General features: G+C 66.5%; 26 protein-coding genes. 13 read left to right on the plus strand and 13 right to left on the minus strand.

Annotated elements, in window-relative coordinates; all coding sequences use genetic code 11:
- Positions 1 to 90: 90 nt before the first annotated feature.
- Positions 91 to 3,915, minus strand: coding sequence for an XVIPCD domain-containing protein (locus tag ACW5IY_RS01935; protein WP_049437023.1), 3,825 nt, complete (start codon positions 3,913 to 3,915; stop codon positions 91 to 93).
- Between the two features lie 10 nt (positions 3,916 to 3,925).
- Entirely contained in the window at positions 3,926 to 4,657 is a 732-nt protein-coding gene (locus tag ACW5IY_RS01940) for a hypothetical protein (protein WP_152906200.1), read from the minus strand.
- 318 nt (positions 4,658 to 4,975) lie between these two features.
- Here ACW5IY_RS01940 and ACW5IY_RS01945 point away from each other — a divergent pair, with 318 nt between their 5' ends.
- The 4 genes from ACW5IY_RS01945 (at position 4,976) to ACW5IY_RS01960 (ending at position 8,880) form a co-directional block, all read left to right on the plus strand.
- Positions 4,976 to 5,902 (plus strand): XVIPCD domain-containing protein, encoded by a 927-nt coding sequence (locus tag ACW5IY_RS01945; protein WP_049437019.1) that lies wholly within the window; start codon positions 4,976 to 4,978, stop codon positions 5,900 to 5,902.
- Positions 5,899 to 6,534, plus strand: a complete 636-nt coding sequence (locus ACW5IY_RS01950) for a hypothetical protein (RefSeq protein WP_049437017.1) — start codon at positions 5,899 to 5,901, stop codon at positions 6,532 to 6,534. Before ACW5IY_RS01945 ends, ACW5IY_RS01950 begins: the two co-directional genes overlap by 4 nt.
- A gap of 2 nt (positions 6,535 to 6,536) precedes the next feature.
- Positions 6,537 to 7,550, plus strand: a complete 1,014-nt coding sequence (locus tag ACW5IY_RS01955; protein ID WP_049437015.1) for an XVIPCD domain-containing protein — start codon at positions 6,537 to 6,539, stop codon at positions 7,548 to 7,550.
- A 184-nt stretch (positions 7,551 to 7,734) separates the two neighbouring features.
- On the plus strand, positions 7,735 to 8,880 hold the full coding sequence (locus tag ACW5IY_RS01960) for a YncE family protein (protein ID WP_049437014.1): 1,146 nt from the start codon (positions 7,735 to 7,737) through the stop codon (positions 8,878 to 8,880).
- Between the two features lie 67 nt (positions 8,881 to 8,947).
- On the opposite strand, the gene ACW5IY_RS01965 is transcribed toward ACW5IY_RS01960, so the two are convergent.
- Both ACW5IY_RS01965 and ACW5IY_RS01970 read right to left on the minus strand, forming a co-directional pair.
- Entirely contained in the window at positions 8,948 to 9,340 is a 393-nt protein-coding gene (locus ACW5IY_RS01965) for an XVIPCD domain-containing protein (protein WP_049437012.1), read from the minus strand.
- Between the two features lie 76 nt (positions 9,341 to 9,416).
- Positions 9,417 to 9,896, minus strand: coding sequence for a DUF4440 domain-containing protein (locus ACW5IY_RS01970; protein ID WP_049433460.1), 480 nt, complete (start codon positions 9,894 to 9,896; stop codon positions 9,417 to 9,419).
- Positions 9,897 to 10,117: 221 nt separating this feature from the next.
- Between ACW5IY_RS01970 and ACW5IY_RS01975 the strand changes: the two genes are divergently transcribed.
- Together ACW5IY_RS01975 and ACW5IY_RS01980 are read left to right on the plus strand one after the other, a co-directional pair.
- On the plus strand, positions 10,118 to 10,930 hold the full coding sequence (locus ACW5IY_RS01975) for an alpha/beta fold hydrolase (protein ID WP_049437009.1): 813 nt from the start codon (positions 10,118 to 10,120) through the stop codon (positions 10,928 to 10,930).
- Positions 10,931 to 10,939: 9 nt separating this feature from the next.
- The gene (locus tag ACW5IY_RS01980) at positions 10,940 to 11,113 is read left to right on the plus strand and encodes a hypothetical protein (RefSeq protein WP_005412082.1); all 174 of its coding nucleotides are present in this window, start codon (positions 10,940 to 10,942) and stop codon (positions 11,111 to 11,113) included.
- Positions 11,114 to 11,204: 91 nt separating this feature from the next.
- On the opposite strand, the gene ACW5IY_RS01985 is transcribed toward ACW5IY_RS01980, so the two are convergent.
- Positions 11,205 to 11,885, minus strand: a complete 681-nt coding sequence (locus tag ACW5IY_RS01985) for a hypothetical protein (protein ID WP_049437007.1) — start codon at positions 11,883 to 11,885, stop codon at positions 11,205 to 11,207.
- Between the two features lie 133 nt (positions 11,886 to 12,018).
- Between ACW5IY_RS01985 and ACW5IY_RS01990 the strand changes: the two genes are divergently transcribed.
- Both ACW5IY_RS01990 and ACW5IY_RS01995 read left to right on the plus strand, forming a co-directional pair.
- On the plus strand, positions 12,019 to 12,678 hold the full coding sequence (locus ACW5IY_RS01990) for a hypothetical protein (RefSeq protein WP_049437005.1): 660 nt from the start codon (positions 12,019 to 12,021) through the stop codon (positions 12,676 to 12,678).
- Positions 12,679 to 12,748: 70 nt separating this feature from the next.
- The gene (locus tag ACW5IY_RS01995; RefSeq protein ID WP_049437003.1) at positions 12,749 to 13,717 is read left to right on the plus strand and encodes a polysaccharide deacetylase family protein; all 969 of its coding nucleotides are present in this window, start codon (positions 12,749 to 12,751) and stop codon (positions 13,715 to 13,717) included.
- 3 nt (positions 13,718 to 13,720) lie between these two features.
- Here ACW5IY_RS01995 and ACW5IY_RS02000 read toward each other — a convergent pair whose 3' ends face one another.
- The 3 genes from ACW5IY_RS02000 to ACW5IY_RS02010 all read right to left on the minus strand — a co-directional run bounded on the left by ACW5IY_RS02000 (position 13,721) and on the right by ACW5IY_RS02010 (position 15,444).
- Positions 13,721 to 14,563, minus strand: a complete 843-nt coding sequence (locus tag ACW5IY_RS02000) for an MnmC family methyltransferase (RefSeq protein WP_049437002.1) — start codon at positions 14,561 to 14,563, stop codon at positions 13,721 to 13,723.
- A gap of 71 nt (positions 14,564 to 14,634) precedes the next feature.
- Positions 14,635 to 14,958 (minus strand): hypothetical protein, encoded by a 324-nt coding sequence (locus ACW5IY_RS02005; RefSeq protein WP_049437000.1) that lies wholly within the window; start codon positions 14,956 to 14,958, stop codon positions 14,635 to 14,637.
- Between the two features lie 69 nt (positions 14,959 to 15,027).
- Positions 15,028 to 15,444 (minus strand): hypothetical protein, encoded by a 417-nt coding sequence (locus ACW5IY_RS02010; protein WP_049436998.1) that lies wholly within the window; start codon positions 15,442 to 15,444, stop codon positions 15,028 to 15,030.
- Between the two features lie 90 nt (positions 15,445 to 15,534).
- On the opposite strand from ACW5IY_RS02010, the gene ACW5IY_RS02015 reads away from it, so the two are divergent.
- Positions 15,535 to 15,819 carry a hypothetical protein gene (locus ACW5IY_RS02015; protein WP_049436996.1) on the plus strand — a complete coding sequence of 95 codons (285 nt, stop codon included), beginning with the start codon at positions 15,535 to 15,537 and terminating at the stop codon, positions 15,817 to 15,819.
- A gap of 122 nt (positions 15,820 to 15,941) precedes the next feature.
- Here ACW5IY_RS02015 and dmeF read toward each other — a convergent pair whose 3' ends face one another.
- Positions 15,942 to 16,913 (minus strand): CDF family Co(II)/Ni(II) efflux transporter DmeF, encoded by a 972-nt coding sequence (gene dmeF, locus ACW5IY_RS02020; RefSeq protein ID WP_049436995.1) that lies wholly within the window; start codon positions 16,911 to 16,913, stop codon positions 15,942 to 15,944.
- A gap of 53 nt (positions 16,914 to 16,966) precedes the next feature.
- On the opposite strand from dmeF, the gene ACW5IY_RS02025 reads away from it, so the two are divergent.
- A complete protein-coding gene (locus ACW5IY_RS02025) occupies positions 16,967 to 17,251 on the plus strand; it encodes a metal/formaldehyde-sensitive transcriptional repressor (RefSeq protein ID WP_049436992.1) in 285 nt (94 codons plus the stop codon).
- A 95-nt stretch (positions 17,252 to 17,346) separates the two neighbouring features.
- Here the strand turns inward: ACW5IY_RS02025 and ACW5IY_RS02030 are convergent, their stop codons facing one another.
- A complete protein-coding gene (locus ACW5IY_RS02030; RefSeq protein ID WP_049436991.1) occupies positions 17,347 to 17,721 on the minus strand; it encodes a MerC domain-containing protein in 375 nt (124 codons plus the stop codon).
- Positions 17,722 to 17,789: 68 nt separating this feature from the next.
- On the opposite strand from ACW5IY_RS02030, the gene ACW5IY_RS02035 reads away from it, so the two are divergent.
- Positions 17,790 to 19,115 carry a GTP-binding protein gene (locus ACW5IY_RS02035; protein ID WP_049436989.1) on the plus strand — a complete coding sequence of 442 codons (1,326 nt, stop codon included), beginning with the start codon at positions 17,790 to 17,792 and terminating at the stop codon, positions 19,113 to 19,115.
- A gap of 184 nt (positions 19,116 to 19,299) precedes the next feature.
- Here ACW5IY_RS02035 and ACW5IY_RS02040 read toward each other — a convergent pair whose 3' ends face one another.
- Positions 19,300 to 20,907 (minus strand): ATP-binding cassette domain-containing protein, encoded by a 1,608-nt coding sequence (locus tag ACW5IY_RS02040; RefSeq protein WP_049436987.1) that lies wholly within the window; start codon positions 20,905 to 20,907, stop codon positions 19,300 to 19,302.
- A 226-nt stretch (positions 20,908 to 21,133) separates the two neighbouring features.
- A complete protein-coding gene (locus tag ACW5IY_RS02045) occupies positions 21,134 to 22,033 on the minus strand; it encodes a LysR substrate-binding domain-containing protein (RefSeq protein WP_049437075.1) in 900 nt (299 codons plus the stop codon).
- A 228-nt stretch (positions 22,034 to 22,261) separates the two neighbouring features.
- On the opposite strand from ACW5IY_RS02045, the gene ACW5IY_RS02050 reads away from it, so the two are divergent.
- Both ACW5IY_RS02050 and ACW5IY_RS02055 read left to right on the plus strand, forming a co-directional pair.
- Positions 22,262 to 23,440, plus strand: a complete 1,179-nt coding sequence (locus ACW5IY_RS02050; RefSeq protein WP_049436986.1) for a serine hydrolase domain-containing protein — start codon at positions 22,262 to 22,264, stop codon at positions 23,438 to 23,440.
- Positions 23,437 to 24,621: an MFS transporter gene (locus tag ACW5IY_RS02055; protein WP_049436985.1), complete on the plus strand. Its 1,185-nt coding sequence runs from the start codon at positions 23,437 to 23,439 to the stop codon at positions 24,619 to 24,621. Before ACW5IY_RS02050 ends, ACW5IY_RS02055 begins: the two co-directional genes overlap by 4 nt.
- Before the next feature lie 321 nt (positions 24,622 to 24,942).
- Here the strand turns inward: ACW5IY_RS02055 and ACW5IY_RS02060 are convergent, their stop codons facing one another.
- Positions 24,943 to 26,559 (minus strand): EAL domain-containing protein, encoded by a 1,617-nt coding sequence (locus tag ACW5IY_RS02060; RefSeq protein WP_049436984.1) that lies wholly within the window; start codon positions 26,557 to 26,559, stop codon positions 24,943 to 24,945.

Genomic DNA, 26,559 nt, shown 5'->3' on the forward strand with positions numbered 1-26,559 from the left:
GATCGGAGTTTGAGCGAGGAGCTGAATGAAGGTCAGCTGCTGAAGTCCTCAACGTCAGCCATTGAGCGCGGTCTTCATCTGAATCCGTGCTCACCCCGCACTTGCCGCCCGCACCTGAATATCCTGCTGTGCTCGCTCGTCCTGCAGTTGCTGCTCCTGCTGATTAGCCAATGCACGCTGCTGCGCCTCCCTGCTGACCGAATCGAACTGCAGCAGTGATTCCTCCACAGGCGTCTGCGCCGCTTCTGCCGTTGGCATGGAGGCGCGCAGATGGGCAGGATCGTTCGCCTCGCCCTGCACCACGAAGAGGGTATGGCCGGCAGGATGCGTTGCCGTGGCGTTGCTTACGAGTACGTGATCAACGTGGGACAGATCATTGTCCTTGGCCAGAACCAGCAGGCTTGCCGTCATCCTCTCGCTCGTGGCATCGAAGCTTCGGCCGTGTTTGGCGTCCAGCTCCGCTACGCCCTCGCGGATCTGCTGATAGAGCGGGTGATCGGGATGACCGGGCTGCATTGGATTGCTTTCCGTCAGAGCGGCCGGCTGCGGCTCTGCATGCTCAGGGAGGTCGCGCTCCTCATCTGAAGGGGAAGAGGGGGGCGCTGCCTGACGGGTAGCGTCTCCGCCAACGTCAGCCGTTCTGGGGCCTGCAGGTTCCGGCTCCGGATTGTCCTGAGCCGGTAGTGGCGGAAGTGGGAGATCCAACGGGACTTCCTGCGCAGTCCTTGGGGCCTGCTCGTTCTCAGAAGGTTGCGGCAGTGGCTTCTCTGCTTTGTCTTGAGCTGTAGCGACGGCGGGCTGCACCGGCAGTGCATCCGCAAGCTTCTGCGGCTCAGCACCGCCCTGAAGCGTGGGATCCTCAGCCTTGTGCTCCTGCATGTGAACTTGTTGGGTTGAGCCTGCACTGGCCACAGTACTTACGACCGATGCATTCCGCTCCTCATAGGCTTGCTCTACAGTCGGTTCATGCTGCGAGGCACTTTGAGGGCCCACCGCTGGTGCAGTCGGTGCCGGCTCTTCCTGCCGAACGTCCTGCCGAGCGGCATCTTCTGCACGCTGCGCCGAATCGGCTTGTCGTTCAGGGCGACTCTCTACTGGCTGCTCACTCTCACGGGAGGGACGCGTGCGCTCTGGCTCAACAATCGACGCCGAGGGCGCGGCGATGACAGGAGCGGGCGCCGGAGTGGGCTCGCGAGCGGGTTCAACGGCAGCACTGGTTGCCGCACCTCGTTGCAGGTCACGGTCGACCTTCAGTGCCTCACCCGGGTCAACCTGCACCCCTCGCGCCTCCAGCACGGCCGCAGACGCTGCCTGCTGCGCATCCACCGCCGCGCTGCCTTGACGATTGGCCTCCTGCAGGGCTTGCCGGTGTGCATCCTGCTCCTTTGCAGTTAACGCAGCAATGCGTAGCTCGGGCACGTCGGGTGTCGTCGCCTGATCTGCAAGCGCAGCGCGTTGGGCAGCCAGTGAAGCCTCTGGCCGAAGCTGCGACTGAGCCCGCGTAATGTCCTCAATGGTGGTGGTGCCGGTGAGCACCATCCGGTTTCCGCCGGCGTCACCGAACGTGGCGATGGCACTTTCTGCGCTGGGCGCGTGGGTACGGGGGTCTGGCATCAGTTCCAGAACTACGTCGCCTGTTCTGCCCTGCAGATTCAGCGTCTGCTCCACCGCGACGGCAGTAGCTGCAAGCTGCTGCTCGGTGCGCTCGATGCCATGGCGCGCGTAGAGCGCATCCACCTGGCCGCGAATACCTTCGTGTGCAACCTGTGCGGTGTCCTTGAGCTGCCTGGCGATGCCGTGCAGCCCGGCGATGCCGTCATTCTGGCTTTGCCACGTGATCTCCAGCTCGTCGCTCAGGTTTCGGTTGGCGGTGCTGTCAAAGATCACGCCCTTGCTGACCCATTGGCCGTCCGCCTGACGTGTATAGGCATTGCCATCACTCGCCTTCAACGTGTCGGCGCTGGCTTGCGCGTCTTCAACGGCACGGGGAATGGATGGATTGTTTGCGTCGCCGAAGTCGCTCCAACGTCCTTGCTCGTGAGCAACCATGTAGCGCGCAGCCATCGCGGCTTTGGTGTTTGACGCGTTCTGGGCGATGACCGTGCGCGACTGTTCATCCAGCGCCTGCGCCTGCTCCTCCGAGACTGGCAGGTGGCGGCTGTTGGGCACTCGACCATCCACCATTTCCTTGATTTCAAGTTCCCATTGCCCCGAGCTGGCATCGCGTACAAAGGCGCGATCGGTTTCGAAGGCACCTCGCGCGGGCTCGGCCAAGCCATTGGCGTTCAGCCGGTAGGGGTTCTGTGGGGGTGGCGGATTCGACAAGCCCAACTCATACGAGGCCCGAGCCGCCTGCCAGTTCAACTGGCGCTCCAATGTGCCGGTGGCAACATAGCTGATGCGGGAGGTGACGTCGTCACCCTGTGCCGTCTGCACCGGGCGGACTTCGACGCCGGTGCCCAGGTCGGTGCTCTGGACCTGCTGCTGTTCGCCGGCTCGCAGCCAGCGCCCATTGGGATCAGCGGGGTCGCGCGTCCAAGTGCGCCCCATCGGGTCAACTTGGGAGTAGACGCGTTCAATGTCTTTCTGCTCGGCCCAGCGTTCGCCGAGATACGCACCGAGGACACCGCCACCGATACCCGTTGCAATGGCGCCGGGCCCGGTCCACGAGCCCGAAGCGAGGCCGACACCAGCGCCGCCAAGAAAGCCACCCACTGCGCCGCCGACGTTGCGGCCCACGAAGTGTGCAGCGGTGGAATCTGCGCCTGCGGCATTGCCCTGCGAGTTGAGTTCGATCCACTTGTGCCCAGAGGTGGCGAAGTCGTGCGCAAGCAGGGCGACGCCTGCAACGCCGGCAACCTTGATAGCGGGGTTGATTCCGGCGTGCATGCCATGCGGTGCAACGTCGGCCACTGCTTCGGCAACCGTCGCCGCATGGGGAGGGCCGCGTGGAGCTCCTGGCTGCAGGGGCGCGTGCGGTGGTGGTTCGGGCAAGTCAGCGAACAGGCGCGGCCCTGTGCCCAGGTTGGCATGCGCGGCGACCCAGTTCGCGCGCGTGGTCGACATCTCGCTCAGGTTCAATGCGCTGTAGTCGTGCAGCGGTCGTTCGAAGAGCGTCTTGCTGACAGCGTCATAGCCATCGATGGGTTTGAGATGCAGGCGCACCTGCGCAACATCGACGGGTTGCGCGCTGTTGGTGGTGGCATGCTGCGCGAGGCTGCGCTCAAGTGCTTGGTACTCGGCGGCGGACTGGCTTGCGAAGGCCAGCGGCTCAGGCCCGAAGGCACTTATGGGATAGCCGTTGATGCGGACGGTGGGGTGGTCGAGGGCGGTGGCTAGTTCGAACCTACTGAAACCGCGATCGGGAGGCGCCCCATCCACGAAAGCGATCAGTGGCTTGCCCGTAGCAATGGCGTTCTCGAAGAACTTTGGGCTGCCGGCGTTCCACATTATGTCTTGGAGCGCACCCACATAGTTCTTGTCGAAGGGAACGATCCCCTTTGACTCCATCACGCTTCTGAGGCCAGCTTCCATCGACTGGAGATCGGGGATGTGAGCTGGATTCTTGGCTAGCTGATCGACGAACTTGCCCCATGGGGTATCGCCAATTATTCCCGACTTTCCGTTGATATCCTTTGAGTACACCTCTGCAATGGTGTAGTTGGAGATTTTTGCGGCGTCCTTGCCCGAGAACGCGAGGTAATCCATCCCATCCGGAAGTCGCGGAGGGTGGGCCTGCATGTTGCCGGTTACATACTGTTCGAAGCTGACGCTGGTGGTAGGACCCGATCCCGGTGATTTCAGATAGGTGATGACATCGGAAATCTGCTGCGCAGTCAGGGCTTCTCCACTCCCGGCCTGGGTTGCGCCGCCGAGTGTGGTCTTCACAAAATCATCGAAGATGAATTTGCTCATGGCATAGACCTCAGGCGCCGAATGCGGGGACTTCAACGCTGGCCAGCACGATGGAGCCGTCGGCCAACGTGACGACGTCTGCGGGTGCCGGAATCTGCGATTCCATCAGTGCCTGCGGACTGGTCACCGCGAGATAGCGTAGGGATTCATCGTTGTCAGTTCGGCCTGCGAATGAAAGTACGAACCCTTGCGCGAGCCCTTTAAGATAGGTGAAGTCGTCATCGACGCTACCAAGCGTCTGCTTGTATGCCAGCATGGCGTGGATGACCTGAGCATGCCTGAGGTCAAAGACGAAGCAGTGGACAAGGCGTCCTTCGTCCTGCGTGGTTTCATCCCACCCGTCGAAGCCGACTCCGCCTACGCGCGAATCTCCGCGATAGATGGCGAACTGATACTCGGTCCCGTGCCGGCCGTCTGCCAGAGCAGTCGGTCCAATTCTTGGGCGAGGGATCTCCGTTTCGCTGATCGGATCGAGCGAGGAGTAAGGCTTGGCCTGGAATTGGAAAGGCATCTCAGTTCCTGCGTTGAGTGGGGCGGCGGCCGCTAATGACCGATCGAGTGAGTCGGTCGGCGTCAGCAAGAATAGGGAGGGCATCCCTAGCCAGAACAGCCCGGTCGCGTTTGATGCCGTGCGACATCGGGTCGATGACCTTGCCAACGAGAGATACATCGCGGGATTCAAAAGCCCGCAGCATGTCGGATCGCTGTTGGAGGCGAGGGCCTGCACCTTGCGCGTCTGCATGGCCGATGATTAGTTTTGAGCCAATCACGACAGCGGGCAGAGCCTGAACGCAAAGCCCGCGCCATCGTTCACACAAGGGCAACAGTGTCGGCAGCCTCACGATGAGGTCCATGAGCAAATCCATTGCTTCACATGCGCCAACTATACGGCCCACTCCCGCGTTACTCCATACAACGATTCATGGGCACTGCCGGAATGCACGCTGGTTCACACATTCAGCAGGCCAGCCGCGGCCCTAGCTTTGTCCTCCACCTGCCCCCCATCCCACCTATGCCATCATCCGGCCAGGACCGCAGCACCCATCAAGGCTGAACAGGCATGGAGCAGGCAACACGCTACACCGCAACCCTTTATCTGGCCGCCCCCGGCACCCCGCTGAAAAGTGGAGGCACCTCGCCGCGCGGCCATATGTACCTGCAGGTAGCAGCAGGCGACGAGGCCCACAGCTACGGCTTCGCACCACCGCGCCACGCGCCGGGCGAATCCCCCACGGGTGCGCAGTACGCGCAGGTGCGCCACGATGATGCCGACGAGCATCTGGATCCGTATTACAGCCGCACCCTGGAAATCACCGAGGAGCACTACGGCTGCCTGCGCGACTTCGCCGAGGAACCGGCCGAGTTCGAATTCGACGTGGATCGCCCGGCCACCATCAACCGCTGCAGCGATTTCGTCTGGGCGGCGCTGCACTACGCCGGCCTGCATCCGCTGCCGGCGCCGCTGGATGGCGGCAGCAACCTGGGCGAGTTCGCGGTGCTGTTCAACCTGCCGGAAATCCAGTGCATTGCTGCGCCGTTCCCGGGCAGTGATCTGAATGCCGAAACCCACCATGCGATGCCCGAGCGCGAGGCCGAACATCATCGCCAGGCCGACCGTGCCAGCGATGAACCGCCGCCGACGCCGATTGAAGTGGCCGGCACGCTGCTGGACCCCTCGCATCCAGACCATCGCCTGTTCTCGCAGCTGATCCAGAAAGTGGCCGAACTGGATGCCGCGCACGGGCGCCCCTTCGATGCCGCCAGCCAGCGCATCAGCGCCAGCCTGCTGGTGCTGGCCAAGCAGAACAATCTCTCGCGCGTGGACCACGTGCTGCTCAGCCAGCCAACGAAGAGCAGCCATGCGGCAGAGAGCATCTTCATCGTGCAAGGCGATCACAATGACCCGGGGCACCGCCGCGCCAGCATCGCCACTGAAGTGGCGGCCACGACCGATGTGGCCGATTCGCTGCGGTTGAAGGAGCAATGACGCGGCCACTGCGGCAGAGGCTGGTGTTACTGGCGGTGCTAGGCGCGCTGGCGGCATGCCGTGTGTCACCAGCGCCTGAGATTGCGCCGCCCCTGCTGACGCGCGCACAGGCCGAGGCGCGCACGGTTGTGCCGTTCACGCGAGCCGTGCAGTTGCAGAAGGCCGGCCGGATTGCCGAGGTCACGTTTGATTTGCCGGCACCCCAGAAGCCGGCCATTCCGATCCTGAACATCGGGCTGCGGCTGCAGGATACCGACGCCCGACGGCTGCTGGATGCGTCGGAGAAGATCACTCTCGGACGTTTGCCAACGCGGCTGCACCTGGAGCGAATTGATGGCAGCGCGCCTCGTCATGTACAGCTCTGGCAGCGTACTCGCGATGGACGCGACTCGCAGAAGATCGCCGATGATGGCGTGGTCACAGACCTGACGACGGGGAGCGTGGACATCAACAGCTTGGCCGAGGCCGGGTTGTACTCTGAAGGCGTGCTCTATCGCACGCTGCAGCTGGCGCAGGTCGGAGGCATTACACCCGGGCGCTACCTTCTGCGGGTGGACCTCGTGGAGGATCGGCCCCAGCTGGAAGGCCTGAAAGCAGAACTGATCGTTGGCTACCAATCACTAGGAAAGTAGACATGCACAAGGACGATGCCGAGCGCTACAGCGTAACCATCCATCTGGCGGCCCCCGGCACGCCGCGCTACGGCCGAGATGCTGAGGGAAACAGGTTTCTGCTGGAGCCCTCGTTCGCGGGTCACATGTTCCTGTCTCTGCGCCGTTCGGGTGAACCGTTGCCGGAGAGCATTGGTTTCACACACGCAGGCACCAAGGACGAGCCGAACAGAGGCAAAGTCGATGACATGGACGTGTCGGTCTACGACAAGCCCCGCTTCGAGCGCACGATCGAGATCAGCAAGGAGCAGTACGACCGCATCCTCGAGTTCTCCGCAGACCCGAAGAAGCACGGCTTCGACATGAACTACGACTTCTTCTCCAACGCCTGCACCGATTTCGCATGGGGTGCCCTGAACCACGCAGGCCTGCGCCCGATCGGGCTGGCCGGGGAGATCACCAACTACGAGGGCGCCACCAGGGTCCTGAACAACATCCGCGCCGTCAACGCCATTCCGCAGCAGGTGAAGGGCAGCGAGCTGGACAAGGTGCAGTGGAACCCGATGCCGAAGCAGACGTTCCGCGAATGGATGTTCACCGAGAACGGCGAGCAGTGGCGCGGCAACAGTGCACTCGCGGCAAGCGGCACGCCCGCAGACCCGGCGCACGACGATCATGCCCGCCTCAACCAGATCCACCAGCAGGTGGCCGACCTCGGCGCTTTCGGTGCACGCAACGGCAATGTCAGTGCCAGTCTGCTCGCGCTGTCGAAGGAGCAGCAGTTCTCGCGCGTGGACGAAGTGGTGCTGGGCGAGCAGCGCGGTGATACCGCACCGAAGCTGTTCATCGTGCAGGGTGACCGCAGTGACCCGGCACACCAGCGCGCCAGCATGCCGGCGGAGGTGGCTGCGCAGGCAACGGTGGAGGCCTCGTTCGATCGTGTCGCGCAGTTGCAGCAGAACGAGCCGCAGCGAGACGCGCAGCGCCTGCAGGAGGAGCAGCAGCTTCAGCAGAGCCACGGTCCACGGATGGCATAGCCGCGGGCGCAGCATAGAGGTCGAGCGTCGGCCATGCCCGCGCCGGCGCACGCCACGCGCCCCACCTGCTACCATTCCCCCGCAACCCCAGCCAGCCCACCCGCGCAGACAGATGCAGGTCGGGCCGTCGCAGTACGGCCCAGCGAGCCAGGACACCTTCCCGTGCCCATTCAAGGACGCTCGCATGTTCCGTAATCCTCTCTTCCGCTCGGCCGCCTTGGCCGTGGCCGTTTCGCTCAGCCTCGGCGTGCCCTCCGCGTTCGCCGACAACGCACCCGCCGCCAGTGCTACCGCCGCCGTGCAGCGCCAGGCCGTGGCCAAGGGCCTGTACGAGCTGGCCTACAGCCCGAAGCAGAACGCCGTGTTCGTGGCCTCGTCCGGTGGTTTCGGCGATGACGCCGGCCCGGCCCAGGTGCTGCGCCTGAACCCGGCCACGCTGGCCGTGGAAACCCGCATCCCGCTGGAGCGCAAAGGCTTCGGCGTGGTGCTGGATGACGCCCACAACCGCCTGTACGTGGGCAATACCGTGGACCTGTCGGTGACCGTAGTCGACACCGCGCAGAACAAGGCCGTCGGCACCATCCAGCTGATGGAGAAGAAGACCGGCAAGGACGGCAAGGCTGCTTACACCCACGACCTGCGCGAGCTGGTGGTCGACAGCGCCGCCAACCGCCTGTACGTGACCGGCCACAGCAGCCAGCCGGACGTGAGCAGCGTGCTGTTCGTGATCGATACGAACACGCTGAAGGTGATCAACACCATCGACGGCCTGGGCAATGCCAAGGCGCCGGGCCTGGCGCTGGATGCGGCCAACAAGCGCGTCTACACCAGCAACCTGCTGGCCGACCTGGTGGTGGTGGGCACCGATTCGAACAAGGTGGTGGCGCAGCACAAGATCGCTGCCGAGCAGCCGATGAACATCGCGCTGGACCCGGCCGGCAAGCGCCTGTTTGTGACCGACCAGGGCTCGGAATTCCTGCGTGGCTACCAGGCCAAGAGCAGCGGCCTGGTCAGCAAGCATCCGGGCCAGCGCGTGCTGGTGCTCGATCGCAGCACCGGCAAGGAACTGGCCAGCATCCCGACCGATGCCGGCCCGCTGGGCATCCTGCTGGATGCACCGCGCAAGCGCCTGTACGTGACCAACCGCGAGGCGGGTACGGTGACGGCATACAACAGTGACAGCTACCAGAAGGTGGCCACCTACACGGTGCCGACCCACCCGAACAGCCTGGCGCTGGATGCGAAGAACAACGTGTTGTTCGTGAGCATCAAGAACGGCGAGAAGGACGACAAGGGCGCTGACGAGAGTGTGGCGCGGATTCAGTTGTAACTGCGGTGCCCAGGCTGTAAGCGCGGGGGCAGGGCGCAATGCGCTGCCCCTTTTCAAGCTGCAGCGTTTACCCCAGCCGCGGCGCGGGATTCTGCATTTCCTGCGCTTGGGTTTCGACCTGCTGCTGCACACCCACGCCCAGCTTCTGCATCGATTGCTCCACCGGCGTCTGCGCCGCCACAGCCGTCGGCATCATCGCGCGCAGGTGCGCCGGATTGGCCGGGTCGCCCTGCACCACGAAGACGTTGTGCCCGGCCGGATGCTGGGCCGTGGCGTTGCTGACCAGCACGTGGTCGACCTGTTGCAGGCCCTGCTCGCGCGCGAGTACGGTCAGGCTGGCGGCCAGACGCTCGCTGGTCTGGTCGAACGGGCGGCCATGCTGCGCGTCCAGGGCGGCCACGCCCTGGCGGATCTGCTGGTTGAGGCCGTACTCGGGATGGTTGGGGGTGATCTCTGCCATGGGGCGATCTGCAGCGGTAGGTCGTGATGGACCTGGGCAGTATAGAACCGGTCCGTGAACCACCGCATCGCGGCGATCAGTCCGCCGGCCGATGGTCGTAGCTGATCACCCGCTCGGCCAGCCAGCGCCCGTCCACGCGGCGCCAGACCTGGATGAAGCGGGCCTGGCCGGTCCAGTGCTCGATGCCGTTTGCATCGCGCTCGTGGAAGCGGTGGTCGCCGATCTCCAGGGCGCGATCGTCGTGCAGCGGAAACACCTGCAGCGAGCTTTCCACCAGCTCGCGGCGCAGATGGGTGCGGTTGGCGCGGGTGCTCTCGCACAGGGCGGCCACGCTGCGGCGGAAGTCGTCGCGCTTGCTGGCGGACTTGCCCGCCTTGTCATGGAAGAACTCCATGTCTTCAGTGGTCATGGCCGCGGCCTTGTCGGCATCGCAGTCGTCGAACGCGGCGGCGAACAGCTGCGCGTCGGCCTGGTGGATCTGCTCGCGCAGGTCATCGGAGGGCGCGGGTGCGGCGGCGAGGCCGGCGGCCAGCAGGGGCAGGGTGAGCAGCAGCATGGCGAGGCTCCAGGGCGGGATTCATGCAGGCTCGCACGGTGCTCCGAGGGCCGCAGCCGCCCTGCGACGAAACGGGATTTCCAGGGAGTGAATGCCCGCATCTATGGATTGGCCGGGTGGCGTGCCCTGTGCAGGCGGTGTCATGGCGGCCGGCGATTCCATCACGGTCGCGATAGGGGCCGGCCCATAGCCTGAAATCCTCCCCTTCCACAGGAGCTCCCATGCCTGCTTCCCGCGTCCGCCTGCACGTTGAAGACACCGGTGGCGATGGCCGCCCGGTCATTCTGATTCACGGTTGGCCGCTGTCCGCCGATGCCTGGAAGACGCAGGTGTCGATCCTGCGCGACGCGCAGCACCGGGTGATCAGCTACGACCGGCGTGGCTTCGGCCGTTCTGACAAGCCGACAGAAGGTTACGACTACGACGCGCTGGCGGCGGATCTGGCCGGGGTGATCGAGGAACGTGACCTGCGCGACGTCACCCTGGTCGGCTTCTCGATGGGCGGTGGCGAGGTGGCGCGTTACGTGGCCAACCATGGCCAGGAGCGCCTGCACAGCGTGGTGTTCGCTGCGGCGGTGCCGCCGTTCCTGCTGCGCGGCGACGACAACCCGGACGGCCCGCTGACCCAGGACAAGGCTGACGAAATGCGCAGCGGTCTGGAAAAGGATCGCGAGGCGTTCTTCGATGGCTTCACCCGCGATTTCTTCAGCGCCAATGGCCAGCTGATGGTGACCGAAGAGACGCGTCAGGCGGCCATCGCGCTGTGCCATCAATCCGACCAGACGGCGGCGCTGGGTTGCATGCACGCGTTCGCGACCACCGACTTTCGCGACGATCTGAAGAAGATCACCGTGCCAACACTGATTCTGCATGGTGACAGCGACGCGATCGTGCCGTTTGAAGGTTCTGGCCAGCGCACGCACCGGGCGATCGCAGGTAGCGAAGTGGTGATCCTGGAAGGCGCACCACATGGGTGCAATACCAGCCATGCGGACCACTTCAATCTTGCGCTGCTGAACTTCCTGAAGCGGTAAGCTGCGGCCATGCGCCAGACCAAGACACCCCCGTGGAAGAAGCCCAACCCCAAGGGCCAGACCTCGCAGCCGCTGTCACCTGCGCAGAAAGAGGCGGCGCGGCAGCGTGCCGAAGAGAATGGGCGACGTTATCCGAATCTGGTGGACAACATGTGGGCCGCGAAGCTGCCGCGCGGATCGTGATCTGTAGAGTTGAGTCATACTCGACTCCGCTCTGCATCCATCCACGCATGGCGTGGATCTACTGCAAAAGCAGCCGAGCGTGGGCTCGGCTCTACAGGTTGGCCAGCGGCTTCCAGCCGGGTTCCAGCCAGGGCGCGATCTTGTTCTGGCGGACGGTGATGGCCTCAACCGGCAGCCCCGCCAAGCGCGCAAGCTCTGCACGCAGCACATTGGTATCCACCGGCAAGGCCGCAGCCACCTGCAGCCGATCACCCTGATGCCTCACCTGCACCGGAAGCGTGGCGTGCGCGTCGTGCCCGCCGCCGGTGCGCCCGATCGGGTAGCGCATCGCTACCGGTCGCGACAGCTGCGCCAGTGCGGGCTGCCACGCCTGCAGCACGAGAGGCTGCCCGGCAGCGGGAACCTTTACTTCTGCAATCGTGGCCGGGTAGCCAGTGAGGCTCTCGACCATCACCTGGAAGCGCGCGCCATCCGGCATGACCAGCACGGTGGCGATCAATGCGGAGAACGAGACGAACACGGCCGCGAGGTTCCAGCTGCGCGGCGCGGTGGCCGGGCGCGTTGCGGTGCGCAGGCCCGGTCTGCGCCGCAGTTTGCGTGCGTAGATGCGCCGGTCCTTCCGGCGCGGGCTGGTGCTGTGCTCGGGCAGGTTCAAGGGAACCCGTGGAAGGCGCGCTACGCGGGCCTTGATCAGGCGCGACAGCAGCATCCACGCGATCACGAATGCCAGCAGCGGAAGCAGCGTTCTCACCCACAGATACAGCGTGACCATCCACAACACCTCTACGTACGACCATCCATGCTCATCCACATCCTACCGGGACCACGCGACGGTTGTCGTATCCGCCAGCCGACAAGCACAGGGCGCTTGGTTAGGATGGTCCTTTGTTGTCACGGATGAACCGATGGTCTCTGCCGCTACCCGCTTCTGTCGTATCTGTGGTCCTGGCCCGATCCTGCTGGCACTGCAGGTGGTGGCGCTGCTGGCGGTAGCGCTTGCAGCCGGCTTCTTCCACTACCGCGTGGGACTGCTGCTGGAGCCGGTGGATGACGCATGCGGTGGGCCTGACCCGGTCGCGCGCATGCAGGTGGCCGAACAGCTGCTGGCGCGGTCCACTGCGCTTGCACCATGGCAACCGTTGCAGTGGATTCCGATGGCAGGCGTGGCACTGGCGCTGCTGGGCGCGATGTCGATCAGCGTCTACCGCCTGGGTCGCCTGTCGGAACGCCTGCGACGCGCCAACTGGGGGTTGATGGCGCTGCACGCCGCGATCCTGGCGCTGGCCGTCAGGGCATTGCATCTGTACGACATGGCGTGGATCAGCGTAGCCAAACTGTCCCCAGCGGCGTGCCTGGTGGAACTGGGCGAGCAGGGCCGGCTGCCGCTGGCACAGGCGCAACAGGTGGTATTCGGCATCCTCACCCGCGAGCACGCGCCGCTGCTGCGCAATCCCGATGACCTTGCCCTGGTGCTGGTCGCGTTGATGCTGATGGCGATGGCTGCGGGATTCATGCTGTGGCGGGCGATCGTGCGCGAGCGTCAGGTGCAGTCGCGCAGCCCATAGCGGGTGCGTGGCCGACCATGCATCCACAATCGCGCTAAAGTCAGCACTTCGCTCCTGCAAGGATGTGCTGATGCGTTGGTTACTGCGTGCTGTGCCATTGCTGCTGTGTTCGTTGGCGGTGCACGCCGCCGAAGTGGATCGTCGGATCGCGGTGACCATCGACGACCTGCCATGGGCGCGGGTGGACGAGATCGTTCCGCCGGACCTGCAGTCGCGGCATGAAGCGCTGATGGCGCAGCTGCGCCAGGCGGGCGTGCCGGTGGTTGGCTTCGTCAACGGGAACAAGCTTGAGATCGGCGGGCAGGTGCAGCCGGCGCGGGTGCAGATGCTGCGCAACTGGCTGGACGCCGGTTATGTGCTGGGCAACCACACCTACTCGCACATGGATCTGAACGCCAAGGGCGTGCCTGCGTTCCAGCAGGATTTCCTGCGTGGCGAGGCGGTGCTGCGGCCGTTGCTGGCCGAGCGCGGGCTCAAGCCTCAGTGGATGCGTCACCCCTATCTGCGTGCCGGGCGCACGCCGGAAGAACGCGCGGAGATGGACGTGTTCTTCAAGCAGCATGGCTACCGGGTGGCACCGGTGACGGTCGACAACGGCGAGTGGGTGTGGGCGTTCGCCTATGCCAACGTGATGAACGAGCAGCCCGATTCCCCGGCACGCGAGGCGACGTTGGCGCAGCTGCGCAAAGGCTATGTGCCCTACATGCTGAACAAGCTCGACTACTACGAGAAGCAGTCGCAAGCGCTGCTGGGCTACGCGCTGCCACAGGTCTGGCTGATGCACGCCAACGAACTCAATGCGGCCACGTTCGCCGAACTGGTGGCGGCGACGAAGCGCCGCGGCTATCGCTTCATCTCACTGGATGAGGCGATGCGTGACCCGGCCTATGCACGCGGTGCCGAAGGCTACAGTGGCCGTTACGGCCCGAGCTGGCTGCACCGCTGGGCGATGGCGGAGAAGAAACCGAAGGACTTCTACGCCGGAGAACCGGAAGTGCCGACGTGGGTGATGAAGCTGGCCAAGGTGGGTTCGGAGTGAGGCTCAGCGCTTGACGGCCAGCACGCCGTCAAGCGCCAGCTCGGCCTTGAAACCGGCCTTTTCCAGGCGCTTGGCCACTTCACGCGGCACGTCGCGGCCGCTGGTCAGCTTGTTCGGGGCGCCGGTGTAGTGAAACAGGCGCCCGCCCTTGCGGATGACGCGGGCGAGGTGGTCGTAGAACACCTGCGAGTACAGTTCGCCGGCGATGCCAAAGCGCGGCGGGTCGTGCAGGATCGCGTCGACGCTGTTGCTGGCCACCTGTTCGATCTGCTGCGAGACATCGCCGTGGCTGAACTGCAGGCGGCCTCCGGCGGCGACCGAGTCCGGATCCGGCGACCACGGGTTGAGCGTGCGCAGCCACATCACGTCGGCATTCTTCTCGAATGAGCGGATCTGGCCGACACCGGCCTCCAGCGCGCAGGCGGCGAAGTAGCCCAGGCCGCCGCAGGTATCGAGGATGACCTTGCCGGCCGGGGCGACCAGCTCGACCTTGCGGCGCGCGTCCTCGAACGGTGACAGCTTGGAGGTCGGCAGCATCTTGATGCCGTCGATCTCGAAGGTCGGTGCGCCCCATTCGGTCGGCACCAGCTTGATCAGCGAACCGCTGTAGCGCGAGATTGGCGCGAAGTCCTCGCCGTCCCAATAGTACAGCGTGCGGTCCTTCAGCTTGCCCGGCCACGGGTAGGGCTGGCCACGGAAGTGAAAGCCGTCGGCATCCAGCGCCACGCTGTCCTCGCTGCGGCCGAGGTCGAGCGAACCCTGCCATTCGTCAGCGCGCTTGTCATGGGCACGGCGCAGGGTATTGGCGCTGTCGCGGGTCAGCAGGGGGCCGGTGTAGTGGGGCACGGCGGGTACCGGGGCGGTTCGGGGGAGGGCATGGTACCGCAGCTGTTGTAGCGCCGAGTCCACCCTCGGCGCTACCGCTGGCGGGTGCAGCTGAAGCCGTGCGTGGCTCCTTCTCCTGAGATCGTACCGATGCCACGCGATGGCTGCATGCCCTGCAGCGCGCACGCTCGACGATGGACCTCCTGGGTTTCCGGTGGCTGCCGATCGAAGTCGTAGCGCAGGCTGCCGTCTTCCTGCAGCAGCCAATGCACGGTAACGCGCTCATGGCGAGCATCACCGAGATCCCAGTCCAGGGTACGCATGATCAGGGTCTGGCCATCGGGCAGCTGCCGGACTTCGTCATAGGCACCCTGCGTCTTCGGCGCGCTTACTGCAAGCAGCAGAAACAGCAGCATTGGCATCGCTCCTCAAAGAAGACAGGATGTACCCATATTGCCCTGAGCCGCCATGAGAATCATTGCGTCTTACGGGCACTTCACTGCATACACCGGCCCAGCACCGATCAGCATCAACGCCATGTAGTCACTATCACTGGCCTTGCCCTTCAGCGTCGCGTCCTTGTTGAAGTGGAAGATGCCGAAGCCACCGGCCATGCGGATCAACGCGCTGTCGATCTGCTCGGCGTCATCGCGGAAGTAGCGGCTGATCTCGCTGCGGGTGGCCTTGTGCAGCGCATTGGGCTCGCGCTGCCACTGGTCGCCGCGGCTGAAAGAGACGAAGTATTGGCCGCCTTCCTTGTCGATACGGAAATCGGCCGGCTTGCGCGCGCTGGTGGCGAAACAGCCCTGCAGCGGATCGGCGGAGAACGGAAGCCCGGCGTCACCCCCACAGGCCGTGAGCAGCAGGAGGGCACCGGGCAGCAGCAGGCGGAGCGTGCGCATGGGATGTCCCTACGGGGCAGGTGCGGCTAGTGTAGGCAGCATGCGGGCACGGCCCGTACAGATATTCGGCAAGGACACAGGGGTTTTCGGATGGCGCAGGGCAAGGCACCGTGGTGCGGCGTGGCCAGTTGGCTGGGGATCGCTGTGGGTTGGGGCGCCGGTACATTGGCTGCGCAGGCGGCGGTGGCCGCGGGCGGCAATGGCATGGCTGCGGGATTGGGCGTGGGTGTGCTGGGCGCGGCGCTGGTGGGCTGCGGCTTGGCGGTGGCTTCGCGCGTGCGCGGCGAGCGCTGGCCGTGGATCGGCATCGGTGGCGCGGTGCTGAGTGCGCTGCCGCTGCTCATGTACCTGCTGCGGATGATGCTGAAGCTCTGACTGTAGAGCCGAGCCCGTGCTCGGCTGATGGCCTGCGACAGCCGAGCATGGCTCGGCGCTACAAAGGCAACGGCAAGCCGAGCATGGCTCGGCTCTACAAGTGCGACGGCAGCCGGACAGAATCAGCTGCGGTGGATCTCCACCGTCACATGCACCAGCTCCTCATGGATCGCCAGCGCGTTGCGCACGGTATCGGCATCGAGACCTGCGTCGCTGGTGACCACGCTGGCACTGACCGCGTACTTGCCGCGGCCGACCTGCCAGACGTGCAGGTCGGCCAGGCGTGCCGGCCACGGGCCCTGTTCGATCACCTCGCGCACTTCGGCCACCACCGGCGCGTCCATCTGCGCGTCGAGCAGGATGCGGCCGCTGTCGCGCAGCAGGCCGATCGCCCACACCGTGACCAGTACGGCGCCGACCAGGCCCATCACCGGATCCAGCCAGGTCAGGCCCAGCAGCTTGCCGCCGAGCAGGGCGACGATGGCCAGCACCGAGGTGGCGGCGTCGGCCAGCACGTGCACGTAGGCCGAGCGCAGGTTGAGGTCGTGACCGTGCGCACGGCCGTGATCGTGGTGTTCGTGGTCATGCGCGTGATGATGGCCATGGTCATGCCCGTGGTGGTGATGCGCGTGGCCCGGGCTGTCGTGCAGCCACCATGCGCAGAGCAGGTTCACGCCCAGGCCCACCGCAGCGATGGCGATGGCTTCGTTGTAGTGGATCGGCGCCGGTACCCACAGCCGCTCCAGAGACTGCACGGCCATCAGCGCGGCGACGCCGAGCAGGGCGATGGCGCTCGTGTAGCCGGCCAGGATCTCGATCTTCCAGGTGCCAAAGGCGAAGCGCGGATCGTGCGCGTAGCGGCGCGCGCAGCGGTAGGCGAACACCGAGAGGCCCAGCGCCAGCGCGTGCGAACTCATGTGCCAGCCATCGGCGAGCACGGCCATGGAGTTGAACCACCAGCCGCCGATGATCTCCACCAGCATCATGCCGACGGTGAGCCACAGGGCGCGGCGGGTATTGCGTTCGGCCAGCGGATTGCCGTCGTCGAAGCGGTGTTCGTGGCGGCGGGCGGCGGCGAGGGCGTCCAGGTGCATGGGGGACCAAGGGGGGGTGGAGTGGATACCCCCATAGGGTATATGATCCAGTCATGGCCCATGTACACAAGAATCGAAAGCAGCTGCTGACCCGGGTGCGCCGTATCGCGGGTCAGGTGGCGGCGTTGGAGCAGGCGCTGGACAAGCCCGACGGCGAGGCGGGCGACTGCGCGGACGTGCTGGTGCAGGTCGCCGCCGTGCGCGGTGCAGCCCACAGCCTGCTGATGGAGCTGCTGCACGAGCACCTGCAGGAACATGTGGTGGCTGCCGACGACCCGCAGCAGCGGGCGGCCGAGGCCGAGGTGCTGGTGGAGCTGTTGCGCCGCTACGGCAAATAGGCCGAGGGGCGGTAGAGTCGACTGTTAGTCGACTGCTCTTCGCCCAGGCGGCATGAGATCCCGCGCTTCGCGCGAGAGTCGACTAACAGTCGACTCTACCCTGCGTGCCGGTGCCGTGCGTTCCAGATGTGCGTGGCGGCCAGCAGCAGGCTGCCGGTGACGGTCATCGGCGTTTCCCAGTCATGCGAGGGTAGCGCCAGCGCGCCGGCCAGCAACAGGCCCAGACCGGCGCCGGCGGTGGCCCAGGCCAGCACGGGCAGCGGGTGACGACGCTCGGCCCGCCACAGCGCGTAGCCGGTCAGCGGCAGGGCGATGGCCACGAACAGCAGGTGCACCCACTCCGCTTGGGCCCACGCGCCGAACAGCGGTAGCGCGGCCGCAAGCAGGGGCAGCGCCAGGCAGTGCAGCAGGCACAGGCTGGACAGGGCGACCGCGCCGGCATCGAGCAGGGCGGCAGAAGGCGACTTCATCGGGGAGGTTCCTTGCGCAACAATTGTTATACAGTAACATTTCCGTTCCGCAGCCAACCCGCTCCGACATGAACACTGTTTCCCGCGCCGACCGTCGCCTTCCGGTCACCGTGCTGTCCGGCTTCCTGGGGGCCGGCAAGACCACCCTGCTCAACCAGATCCTGCGCAACCGCGAGGGCCTGCGTGTAGCGGTCATCGTCAACGACATGAGCGAGGTCAACATCGATGCGCAGCTGGTGCGCGAAGGTGGGGCCGAACTGCGCCGCACCGAAGAGACGCTGGTGGAGTTCAGCAACGGCTGCATCTGCTGCACGCTGCGCGATGACCTGCTGCAGGAAGTGCGGCGCCTGGCCGATGCGGGCCGCTATGACTATCTGCTGATCGAATCGACCGGGATCGGAGAGCCGATGCCGGTGGCCGCGACGTTCGCGGTGCGCGACGAACACGGCTTCAGCCTGAGCGATATCGCGCGCCTGGACACGATGGTGACGGTGGTGGATGGCAGCGCCTTCCTTGCCGACTTCGGCTCGACGTCGCGACTGGCCGAGCGCGGCCAGCAGGCCGGCCCGGAGGATGACCGCGGGGTGGTTGACCTGCTGTGCGAGCAGGTCGAGTTCGCCGACGTGATCGTGGTCAGCAAGGTGGACCAGGTGGACGACGAGGTACTGCAGGACACGCTGGCCGTGCTGCGCGGCCTGAACCGCGACGCCAGGCTGCTGCTGTCCAGCTTCGGTGATGTTCCCCTGGCCGAGCTGCTGGATACCGGTCGCTTCGACATGGAGCGTGCACAACGTGCGCCGGGCTGGGTGAAGGAACTGCGTGGTGAGCACACGCCGGAAACCGAGGAGTACGGGATCGGCAGCTTTGTCTACCGCTCGCGGCGACCGTTCCATCCCGCGCGCTTCGCTCGCGCGCTGCAGTCGGGGATGCCTGGCGTGATCCGCAGCAAGGGCTGGTTCTGGCTGGCCAACCGCATGGACTGGGTGGGCGAGCTGAACACCGTGGGTGCCGCGACGCGGACGCAGGCGGCGGGCTTCTGGTACGCCGCGCGCGATCGCGTGCGTGCGGGCATCGAGGACACCACACCGCTGTTGCCGCCGACACCGCTGCCGTACAGCGACCTCGGATGGGCGCGCCAGCAGGCCGACTGCTGGAGCGCGCCGTTGCCGGGACCGGAGGAGTTTCCGGACGCGGCCGCGCATTCGGCAATGCAGCGCCTGTGGCACCCGTTGTGGGGCGATCGGCGCCAGGAACTGGTGGTGATTGGCGTGCACATGGACGAGCGCGCCGTGCGCGCAGAGCTGGATGCCTGCCTGCTCAACGAACAGGAGCTGCGTGCGGGACCGCTGCTGTGGCAGCAGATGCCGCAGGCATTCCCGGTGTGGAAGCGCTGAGCTAACGGCTCCTGTAGATCCACGCCATGCGTGGATGGCGGTTCAACCGGTCTTTGCCCGCCTTGTAGAGCCGAGCCCACGCTCGGCTGGCGGATCATTCCATCCGCGCATGGCGTGGATCTACTGCAATTGCAGCCGAGCGTGGGCTCGGCTCTACAGAATCGAATCCGCGCATGGCGTGGATCTACAAGGCGTCGCGCCATTGCCAGGCGTCGCCGGTGACCTGCAGCACCTGTGTCGGTCGCAATGCCTGCAGCAGGTGCCGGTCGTGGCTGACCATCACCAGCGCGCCCGGCCACGCCGCAAGCAGTTCCTCCAGCGCCTGCAACGCGCTCAGATCCAGCGCATTACCGGGCTCGTCCAGCAGCAACAGTTGGGGCGCGGGATCGGCATACAGCACGCTGGCCAGCGCCCCCTTCACCCGCTCGCCATCACTGAGGCTGCTGGCTGCCCGCTGGATGCGCTGTGCGTCCAGCCCGAGCAGGGCCAGCCGCGTGCGCAGTTCGCCTGGGTCCGCGCGCGGGTTGGCGGCCTGCACGGTGTCGAGAATGCTGCGTTCGCCGGACAATCCCAGCAGCTGCTGGTCGAGCAGCGCCAGTGGGCAATGGCGTTGCACGGTGCCACTGCGTGCAGGCCGCTGCCCGGCCAACACGCGCAGCAGCGTGGATTTTCCACTGCCGTTGTCACCGACCACGGCGATGCGCTGGCCACGGCGGATCTCCAGCTGCAATGGCGCACTACAGCCATACGGCAGCACCAGCGACTCCGCCTGCAGCAAGCGTGCGTTGCCGCGTTCCCCCTCACCGGCAAACAGTGCCAGCTCTGGGGCGGCGTGAACCGCCGAGGCTGCAGCGCGCAGCTGGTCGGCACTGGCCTGCAGGCGCTCGGCCTGCACCTGCTGCGCGTGGCCATGACTGGCCTCGGCACGCTGCTTCTGCCTGCCCAGCAGGATCGGGGCCTGGTTGGCCTGCTTCGCATCACGGTTGCCACGTGCCTGGCGCTGCTGCTGGCGTTCGTGTTGTTCGCGCGCGCTGCGTTGCTGCTGCCGGTGCTGTGCACGTGCATGGTCAAGCTGGGCGGCGGCGGCTTCACGTTCGGCGGCGCGCGCGTCGGCGTAGTGCTGCCACGGTCCGCCATAGCGATGCAGCCCGCGCGCATCGAGCTCGACGATCTGCTGCATGTGCGCCAGCAGTTCGCGATCATGGCTGATCGCCAGCAGGCCGCCGCGCCACTGCTGCAACTGTTCATACAACTGTTGGCGATGGCGTGCGTCGAGGTGGTTGCTGGGTTCGTCCAGGATCAGCCAGTCGGCACCGCTGGCCCAGGCACCGGACAGCGCGACCTGCATGGCCTGGCCACCACTGAGGCGCGCGGCCGGCTGGGCCGGATCGAGGTCGTCGGGTAGCTGCAGCGTACGCCATTGCTGCTGCAGGCGTTCGCGCAGATCCCAGCGGTCGCCGACGCGGGCGAAGTCGGCCTCGTCCACGCTGCCGGCTTCGATGCGTTGCAGTGCAGCCAGTTCCGCGCCGACACCGGCCAGTTCACCGACCGTGCCGGCGGGGGGATGGCCGGGCGTCGGCAACAGGAACACGCGGGCACTGCCGCGAACCTGGCCGTTGTCGGGCAGCCGCCGGCCGGCCAGCAGGCGTGCGAGCACGCTCTTGCCGGCGCCATTGGCACCGACGAGGCCGGTGGCGACCGGTTCGAAGGAAAACGTCAGATCGGAAAACAGCGGGCGGCCGTCGGCCAATCGATACGACACGCGATCGAGCGTGAGGGAATGCGGGGTCATGCGACCTCCATGGATGCCGGGTTCTCCCCTGCGCGCAGGGGCGGGAAGAGTCAGGCCGTCTAGTGGGAAGACGGCGGCATCAATGGCGCATTGGTCGCGAGCCTCTTGGAGGAATGAGCGGCCAGTATAGCGAGGTTGGCTGAATGGTTTGATGGCTCTGCACTACAAGAGCATCCACGCATGGCGTGGATCTACTGTGGGCCGGGCATGGGTGGATTGCTCGCGGCTACGGCACGGTACCCAGGCGGGCGCCGACGAAGTCGATGAACACCCGCAGCTTCGGCAGTACGTGTCGGCCCGACGGCCACAGCAGATGGAAGGTGCCGCAGGAATGCACGTGTTCGTCCAGCACCGTGACCAGGCGGCCGTCGGCCAGCGCATCGCGCACCGAGTGCACCGGCACGAAGGCCAGGCCGATATCGCGCAGCGCCAGTGCCACCCGCGCTTCGATGGTGTTGGCCACCATGTGCACCGGAAGCTCCTGCGGCGTTTCATCGTCGGGCCAGTGGATCGGCCACGGTTCCAGCTTGCCGGTGCTGGGGAAGCGGTAGTGCAGCAGCGTGTGCTGCATCAGTTCCGCGGGCGTGCGCGGAATGCCGCGGCGCTGCAGGTAGGCGGGCGAGGCGACGATGCGGCGCGGGAACACGCCCAGCCGCCGTGCGTTCATCCGCGAGTCGCTGGGCTCGCCGACACGCAGCACGGCATCGAAACCTTCCTCGATGACATCGACCAGGCGGTCGCTGAAATCGAGGTCGAGGCGGATATCGGGATAGGCCGCCATGAACTCGGCCATCAGCGGCAGGGTCAGGTCGCCAACCAGCGGCAGGCTGATGCGTAAGGTGCCGCTGGGTGTGGCATGCGGTTGTGCGAGCTCCGTGCGCGCGGCATCGCGCTCGTCGAGGATGCGCCGGCAGCGCGCCAGGAACAGCTGGCCCTCGGCGGTGAGGGTGATGCTGCGCGTGCTGCGGTGGAACAGGCGCACGCCCAATGCCTGTTCCAGCCGCGCAACGCATTTGCCGGCGGCCGAGGCCGAGATGCCCTGCAGGCGCCCGGTTTCGACGAAGCTGCGGGTATCGGCCGCGTGCACGAAGGTCTGCAGATTGGCGAGGTTGTCCAGGACTGACATGGGCGTGCGGGCGGTGAAAGCGGCAGGGTAGGTCGGCGCGACCGCTGCGGGCGGCTCCGCCATCGCAACACTGTGGTGCGGGGTGGCGTGGGGACCGTTGCGGCCTTGCAGTTCCGGCCATCATGCCGATTGCGGACTGCACGGTCCATGATGCCCGGAGCGGCAACCGGCTTTTTGCGCGGACGCCCGCTGCCTAACGTGGCGGCCTCTCCCCCACGGATCACCGCGATGAATGCCGCTCCTTCCCTTGAAACCGCGCCGACACTGCCGTCGGTGCAGCGGCTGCTGCGGCAGGTGCACCCGCAGCGCCTGGTCGGTGCGGTGGTGCTGGTGCGCGAGCACGGTGTGCTGCGCCACGCCAGCGCGACCGGGCTGGCCGATCGCGAGTCGGCCATGCCGATGCAGCGCGATCAGCTGTTCCGGCTGGCATCGGTCAGCAAGCCGCTGCTGACCACGGTGATCCTGCGCCTGGTTGCCGAGAGCGTGCTAGACCTCGACGCGCCGGTACAACGCTGGCTGCCGGATTTCCGCCCGGCGCTGGCTGATGGCACCACGCCAGCGATCAGCCTGCGCCAACTGCTCAGCCACAGCAGCGGACTGGGATACCGCTTCCTGGAAGCCGACGCCGACGGCCCGTATGCACGCGCTGGCGTCAGCGATGGCCTGGACGCGAACCCGCTCTCTCTGGCCGACAACATGCGCCGCATCGCGCAGGCACCGCTGCTGTTCGCACCGGGCAGCCAGTGGCTGTACTCGCTGGGCGTGGACGTGGCCGGCGCCGTGGCGGAAGCGGCAACCGGGGAAACGCTGCAGGCCTTGTTCGTCCGCTTGCTGGCTGCGCCCTTGGGCCTGCGCGATACCACCTTCGCCACCCACGATGCGGCACGGCTTGCCACGCCCTACGTCACCGACACACCGCAGCCGCACCGCCTGCGCGAAGGCGAGGTGGTCGCCCCGTTCGAGGGCACGGTGGGCATCGAGTACAGCCTCGCCCGCGCTACCGATGCCAGCCGCTTCCCTTCGGCCGGCGCCGGTCTGGTCGGTAGCGCCGATGAAGTGATGGCGGTGCTGGAGGCCTTGCGTGATGTGCAGCGTTCAGGCCTGTTGCCGCCCGCACTGGCAGCGGAGATGGCCAGCCCGCAGGTGGGCGAGCAGGGGCCGCCGGAACCGGCCGGCTGGGGCTTCGGCCTTGGCTTTGCGGTGCTGCGCGATGCGGCCGCCAGCGGCACGCCGCAGAGCGCAGGCACATGGCGTTGGGGCGGCGCCTACGGGCACAGCTGGTTTGTCGATCCAGCGCGTGGGCTCAGTGTGGTGGCGCTGACCAACACCCTGTACGAAGGCATGGACGGTGCCTTCGTCGATGAGCTGCGTGATGCGGTCTATGCCGATCTGGAGACCGCGCGATGAGCGGCCATGCCATCGATGCGGCCAGCCCGGCCGGTGAAGCCACGCGCCTGCCGTGGGCGGGACTGCTGGCGCTGGCCGGCGGCGGCTTCATTACTCTGCTGACCGAAACCCTGCCGGCCGGTGTACTGCGGCCGATGGGCGAAAGCCTCGGTGTGAGTGACGCGGCGGTGGGCCAGCTGGTCAGCGTGTACGCACTGGGCTCGGTGATGGCCGCACTGCCGATGACCGCACTGACCCAGCGCCTGCCGCGACGTCCCTTGCTGCTCGCCGCGATTGCCGGCTTCGTGGTGGTCAATACGCTGACTGCACTGAGCAGCAGTTACCCGCTGATCCTGGCCGCGCGCTTCCTGGCGGGCGTGAGCGGCGGGCTGCTGTGGTCGCTGGTGGCCGGCTACGCCGCGCGCATGGTTGTGCCCTCGCTGCAGGGCCGGGCAATCGCGGTGGCGATGGTCGGATCGCCGCTGGCGTTGTCGCTGGGCGTACCGGCCGGCACGCTGCTGGGCCAGCAGATCGGCTGGCGCTGGGCATTCGCGCTGATGAGCGTGCTGGCAGTTGTGCTGCTGGCCTACGCACGCTGGGCACTGCCCGCGTTGCCGGCGGCGGCTGCCGGCCAGCGTACCTCGCTGGCGACGGTGTGGCGCATGCCGGGCGTGCGCAGTGCGTTGGCGGTGATGGTGTTGTACGTGCTGGCGCACAACGTGCTCTACACCTACATCGAACCGCTGGCGGTGGAGGCCGGTGCCGGCCCGTGGCTGGACCGCCTGCTGCTGGCCTTCGGCCTGGCCGCCATCGCCGGCATCGGCATTGCCGGCTGGGGCGTCGACCGTCATCTGCGCACGCTGGTGTGGGCCGCGGTGATCGGTTTCATCGTGCCGGTGCTGACCCTGCTGTTGTGGCCGGGCCACGCGACGCCGCTGCTGCTGGCAACGATCCTGTGGGGCGTGGCCTTCGGCGCGGTGCCTACGTTGTTCCAGACCGCATTGGCACGGCGAGCGGGTGCCGCCGCGGATCTGGCGCAATCGATGCTGGTGACCGGCTGGAACCTGGCCATCGCCGCCGGTGGCGTTGCAGGGGGTGTGCTGCTGCAGGCGGGCGGCCCGAACCAGTTGGGATGGCTGCCGTTGCTGCTGCTGGCGGTGAGCGCTGCATGGCTGCTGGCGCGGCCGAAGGCGTGGGCGTAGGCCCAGAGCAAACGTTACGGAGGTGCCGGCCAGCGGCCGGCACTACCGTGGTCCACGCCATCCACGCATGGCGTGGATCCACCGAGCGCAGCGACCCGCGTCTGCCTTTGCTTTTGCCTTCTTCCGTTGATTCCGTGGCGGGACGCCGCCGGAACCTGTCAGAGGCCGGGGCGGTCGGGTTCGCGGGGGTGTCCGCGGCATGGATGCCGCGGCCAAGCCCCCATGGACGGGTTTACGGCGTCCCCCGCGAACCCGACCGTCCCGGCCACCCCGGGGATAGCAGTACGCGACCCACCACGAGGGGCTCCGCCGTTCGCCGTCCTACTCCACTCCCTCACGCTCGATCGGCACGCTGCGCGGATTCTGCATGTGCTCCCGCGCCGCGCCATAGCGCTGCTGCCGCTTGTGATGGAACACCACGAACTCATCCCGTGGCAGCGGCCGCGAGAACAGCCAGCCCTGCGCGAACTCGACCTTGCGGGTATGCAGATACGCCAGCTGTGCCTCGGTTTCAACGCCCTCGGCCACCACCCACAGGCCCAGCTCCTTGGCCATGTCGATGATATGTGGCGTCACCGGGCTGGTCGCGCTCTCGGTGCCGATCGCATCGATGAACGACTTGTCGATCTTCAGCGCGTCCAGCGGCAGCTGTTCCAGGTACTGCAGGCTGGAGAAGCCGACGCCGAAATCGTCAATGGCCACGCTGTGCCCGGCCCGACGCGCCTGTGCCAGCATCGTGCGGGCGCGGTCCAGGTCGAGGAAGCCGCGCTCGGTGGCCTCCATCCAGATCTGCTGCGGCAGGATGCCGCTGCCGGCCATGTGCTTGGAGATCATCTTCAGCGCGCGGCCGCTGCTGATGTCTTCGGCGGCCAGGTTGATCGCGATGTGCGCGCTGCGGTCGGCCACCAGCAGCTCGCGCATGTCGCGCACCACGTTCTCGATCACCAGATCGGTGACCGCGCCGATCATGCCGGCCTCTTCGGCCAGCGGAATGAACAGGTCCGGCCGCACCTGGGTGCCATCCGGGCGCTGCCAGCGCACCAGCGCTTCGGCGCCGACGCAGATGCCGGTATCCAGTTCGATGATGGGCTGGTAGTGCAGGTACAGCTCGCGGCGGCGGATCGCCGTGGCCAGCTCGCCGCGCAGGGACAGGCGGCGACGCGACAGCCAGATCACCAGGCCGGCGCCGACAGCGGCCAGCAGAACGCCGATCGGTACGAACAGCCACGCCTGCTGGCGGAAGGTCGCGGCGAGCGCGGTACGCGGCGTGGTCGCGATCGCCAGCCACTCTTCGTTGCGGGCGGTGGCGTACAGGGTGTTGTGGTCCAGGCCTTCACCAGGCGCGCGCAGCAGGGTCTCCAGCAATGCCGGATCCATGCCGTCCTGCCTGGCCAGGAGACGGCCGTCCGGGCTGGCCAGAGCAAGGCGCACGTTCGGGTCGGCGATGACATCGACGAAGCGGCGCGGATCGACCAGCACGTCGTAGTTGCCATACAGGATCGACAGGACCTGGCGCCGTCCGCTTGCCTCGGGGCGCACATCCACCGCGATGCCGGCGCCATCACTGGTGACGTGGTCGGCCTTGGGCTGGTTGACGTCGGACAGGAACGGCCCCCACGACGTACAGCGTAGCTTGCCACCCTCGAAGTAGCCCATCTGGTCGACCGACGGCGAGGTCATCACCAGCGTCTGCATGCGCCGGATATGGTCGGGCCCGCAGGCGTCGTGGGCGCCGACCTCGGCCGACTGCAGTGCCGCCAGTGCTTCCTGGTAGGACTGGTCGGCGCGGCGCAGGGCACGGCCGGCAATGTCGCGCAGGCGTTGCTGCTCGACGCTGACCGCACGGTCCCAGGTGGCATAGGCCATCACCGCGATCGGCACGGCCGCGGCCAGCAGCGCCAGTGCGGTGCCACCAATGATGACGCGCAGCCGGCTCAT

It is taken from the genome of Stenotrophomonas sp. C-A, assembly GCF_054030835.1.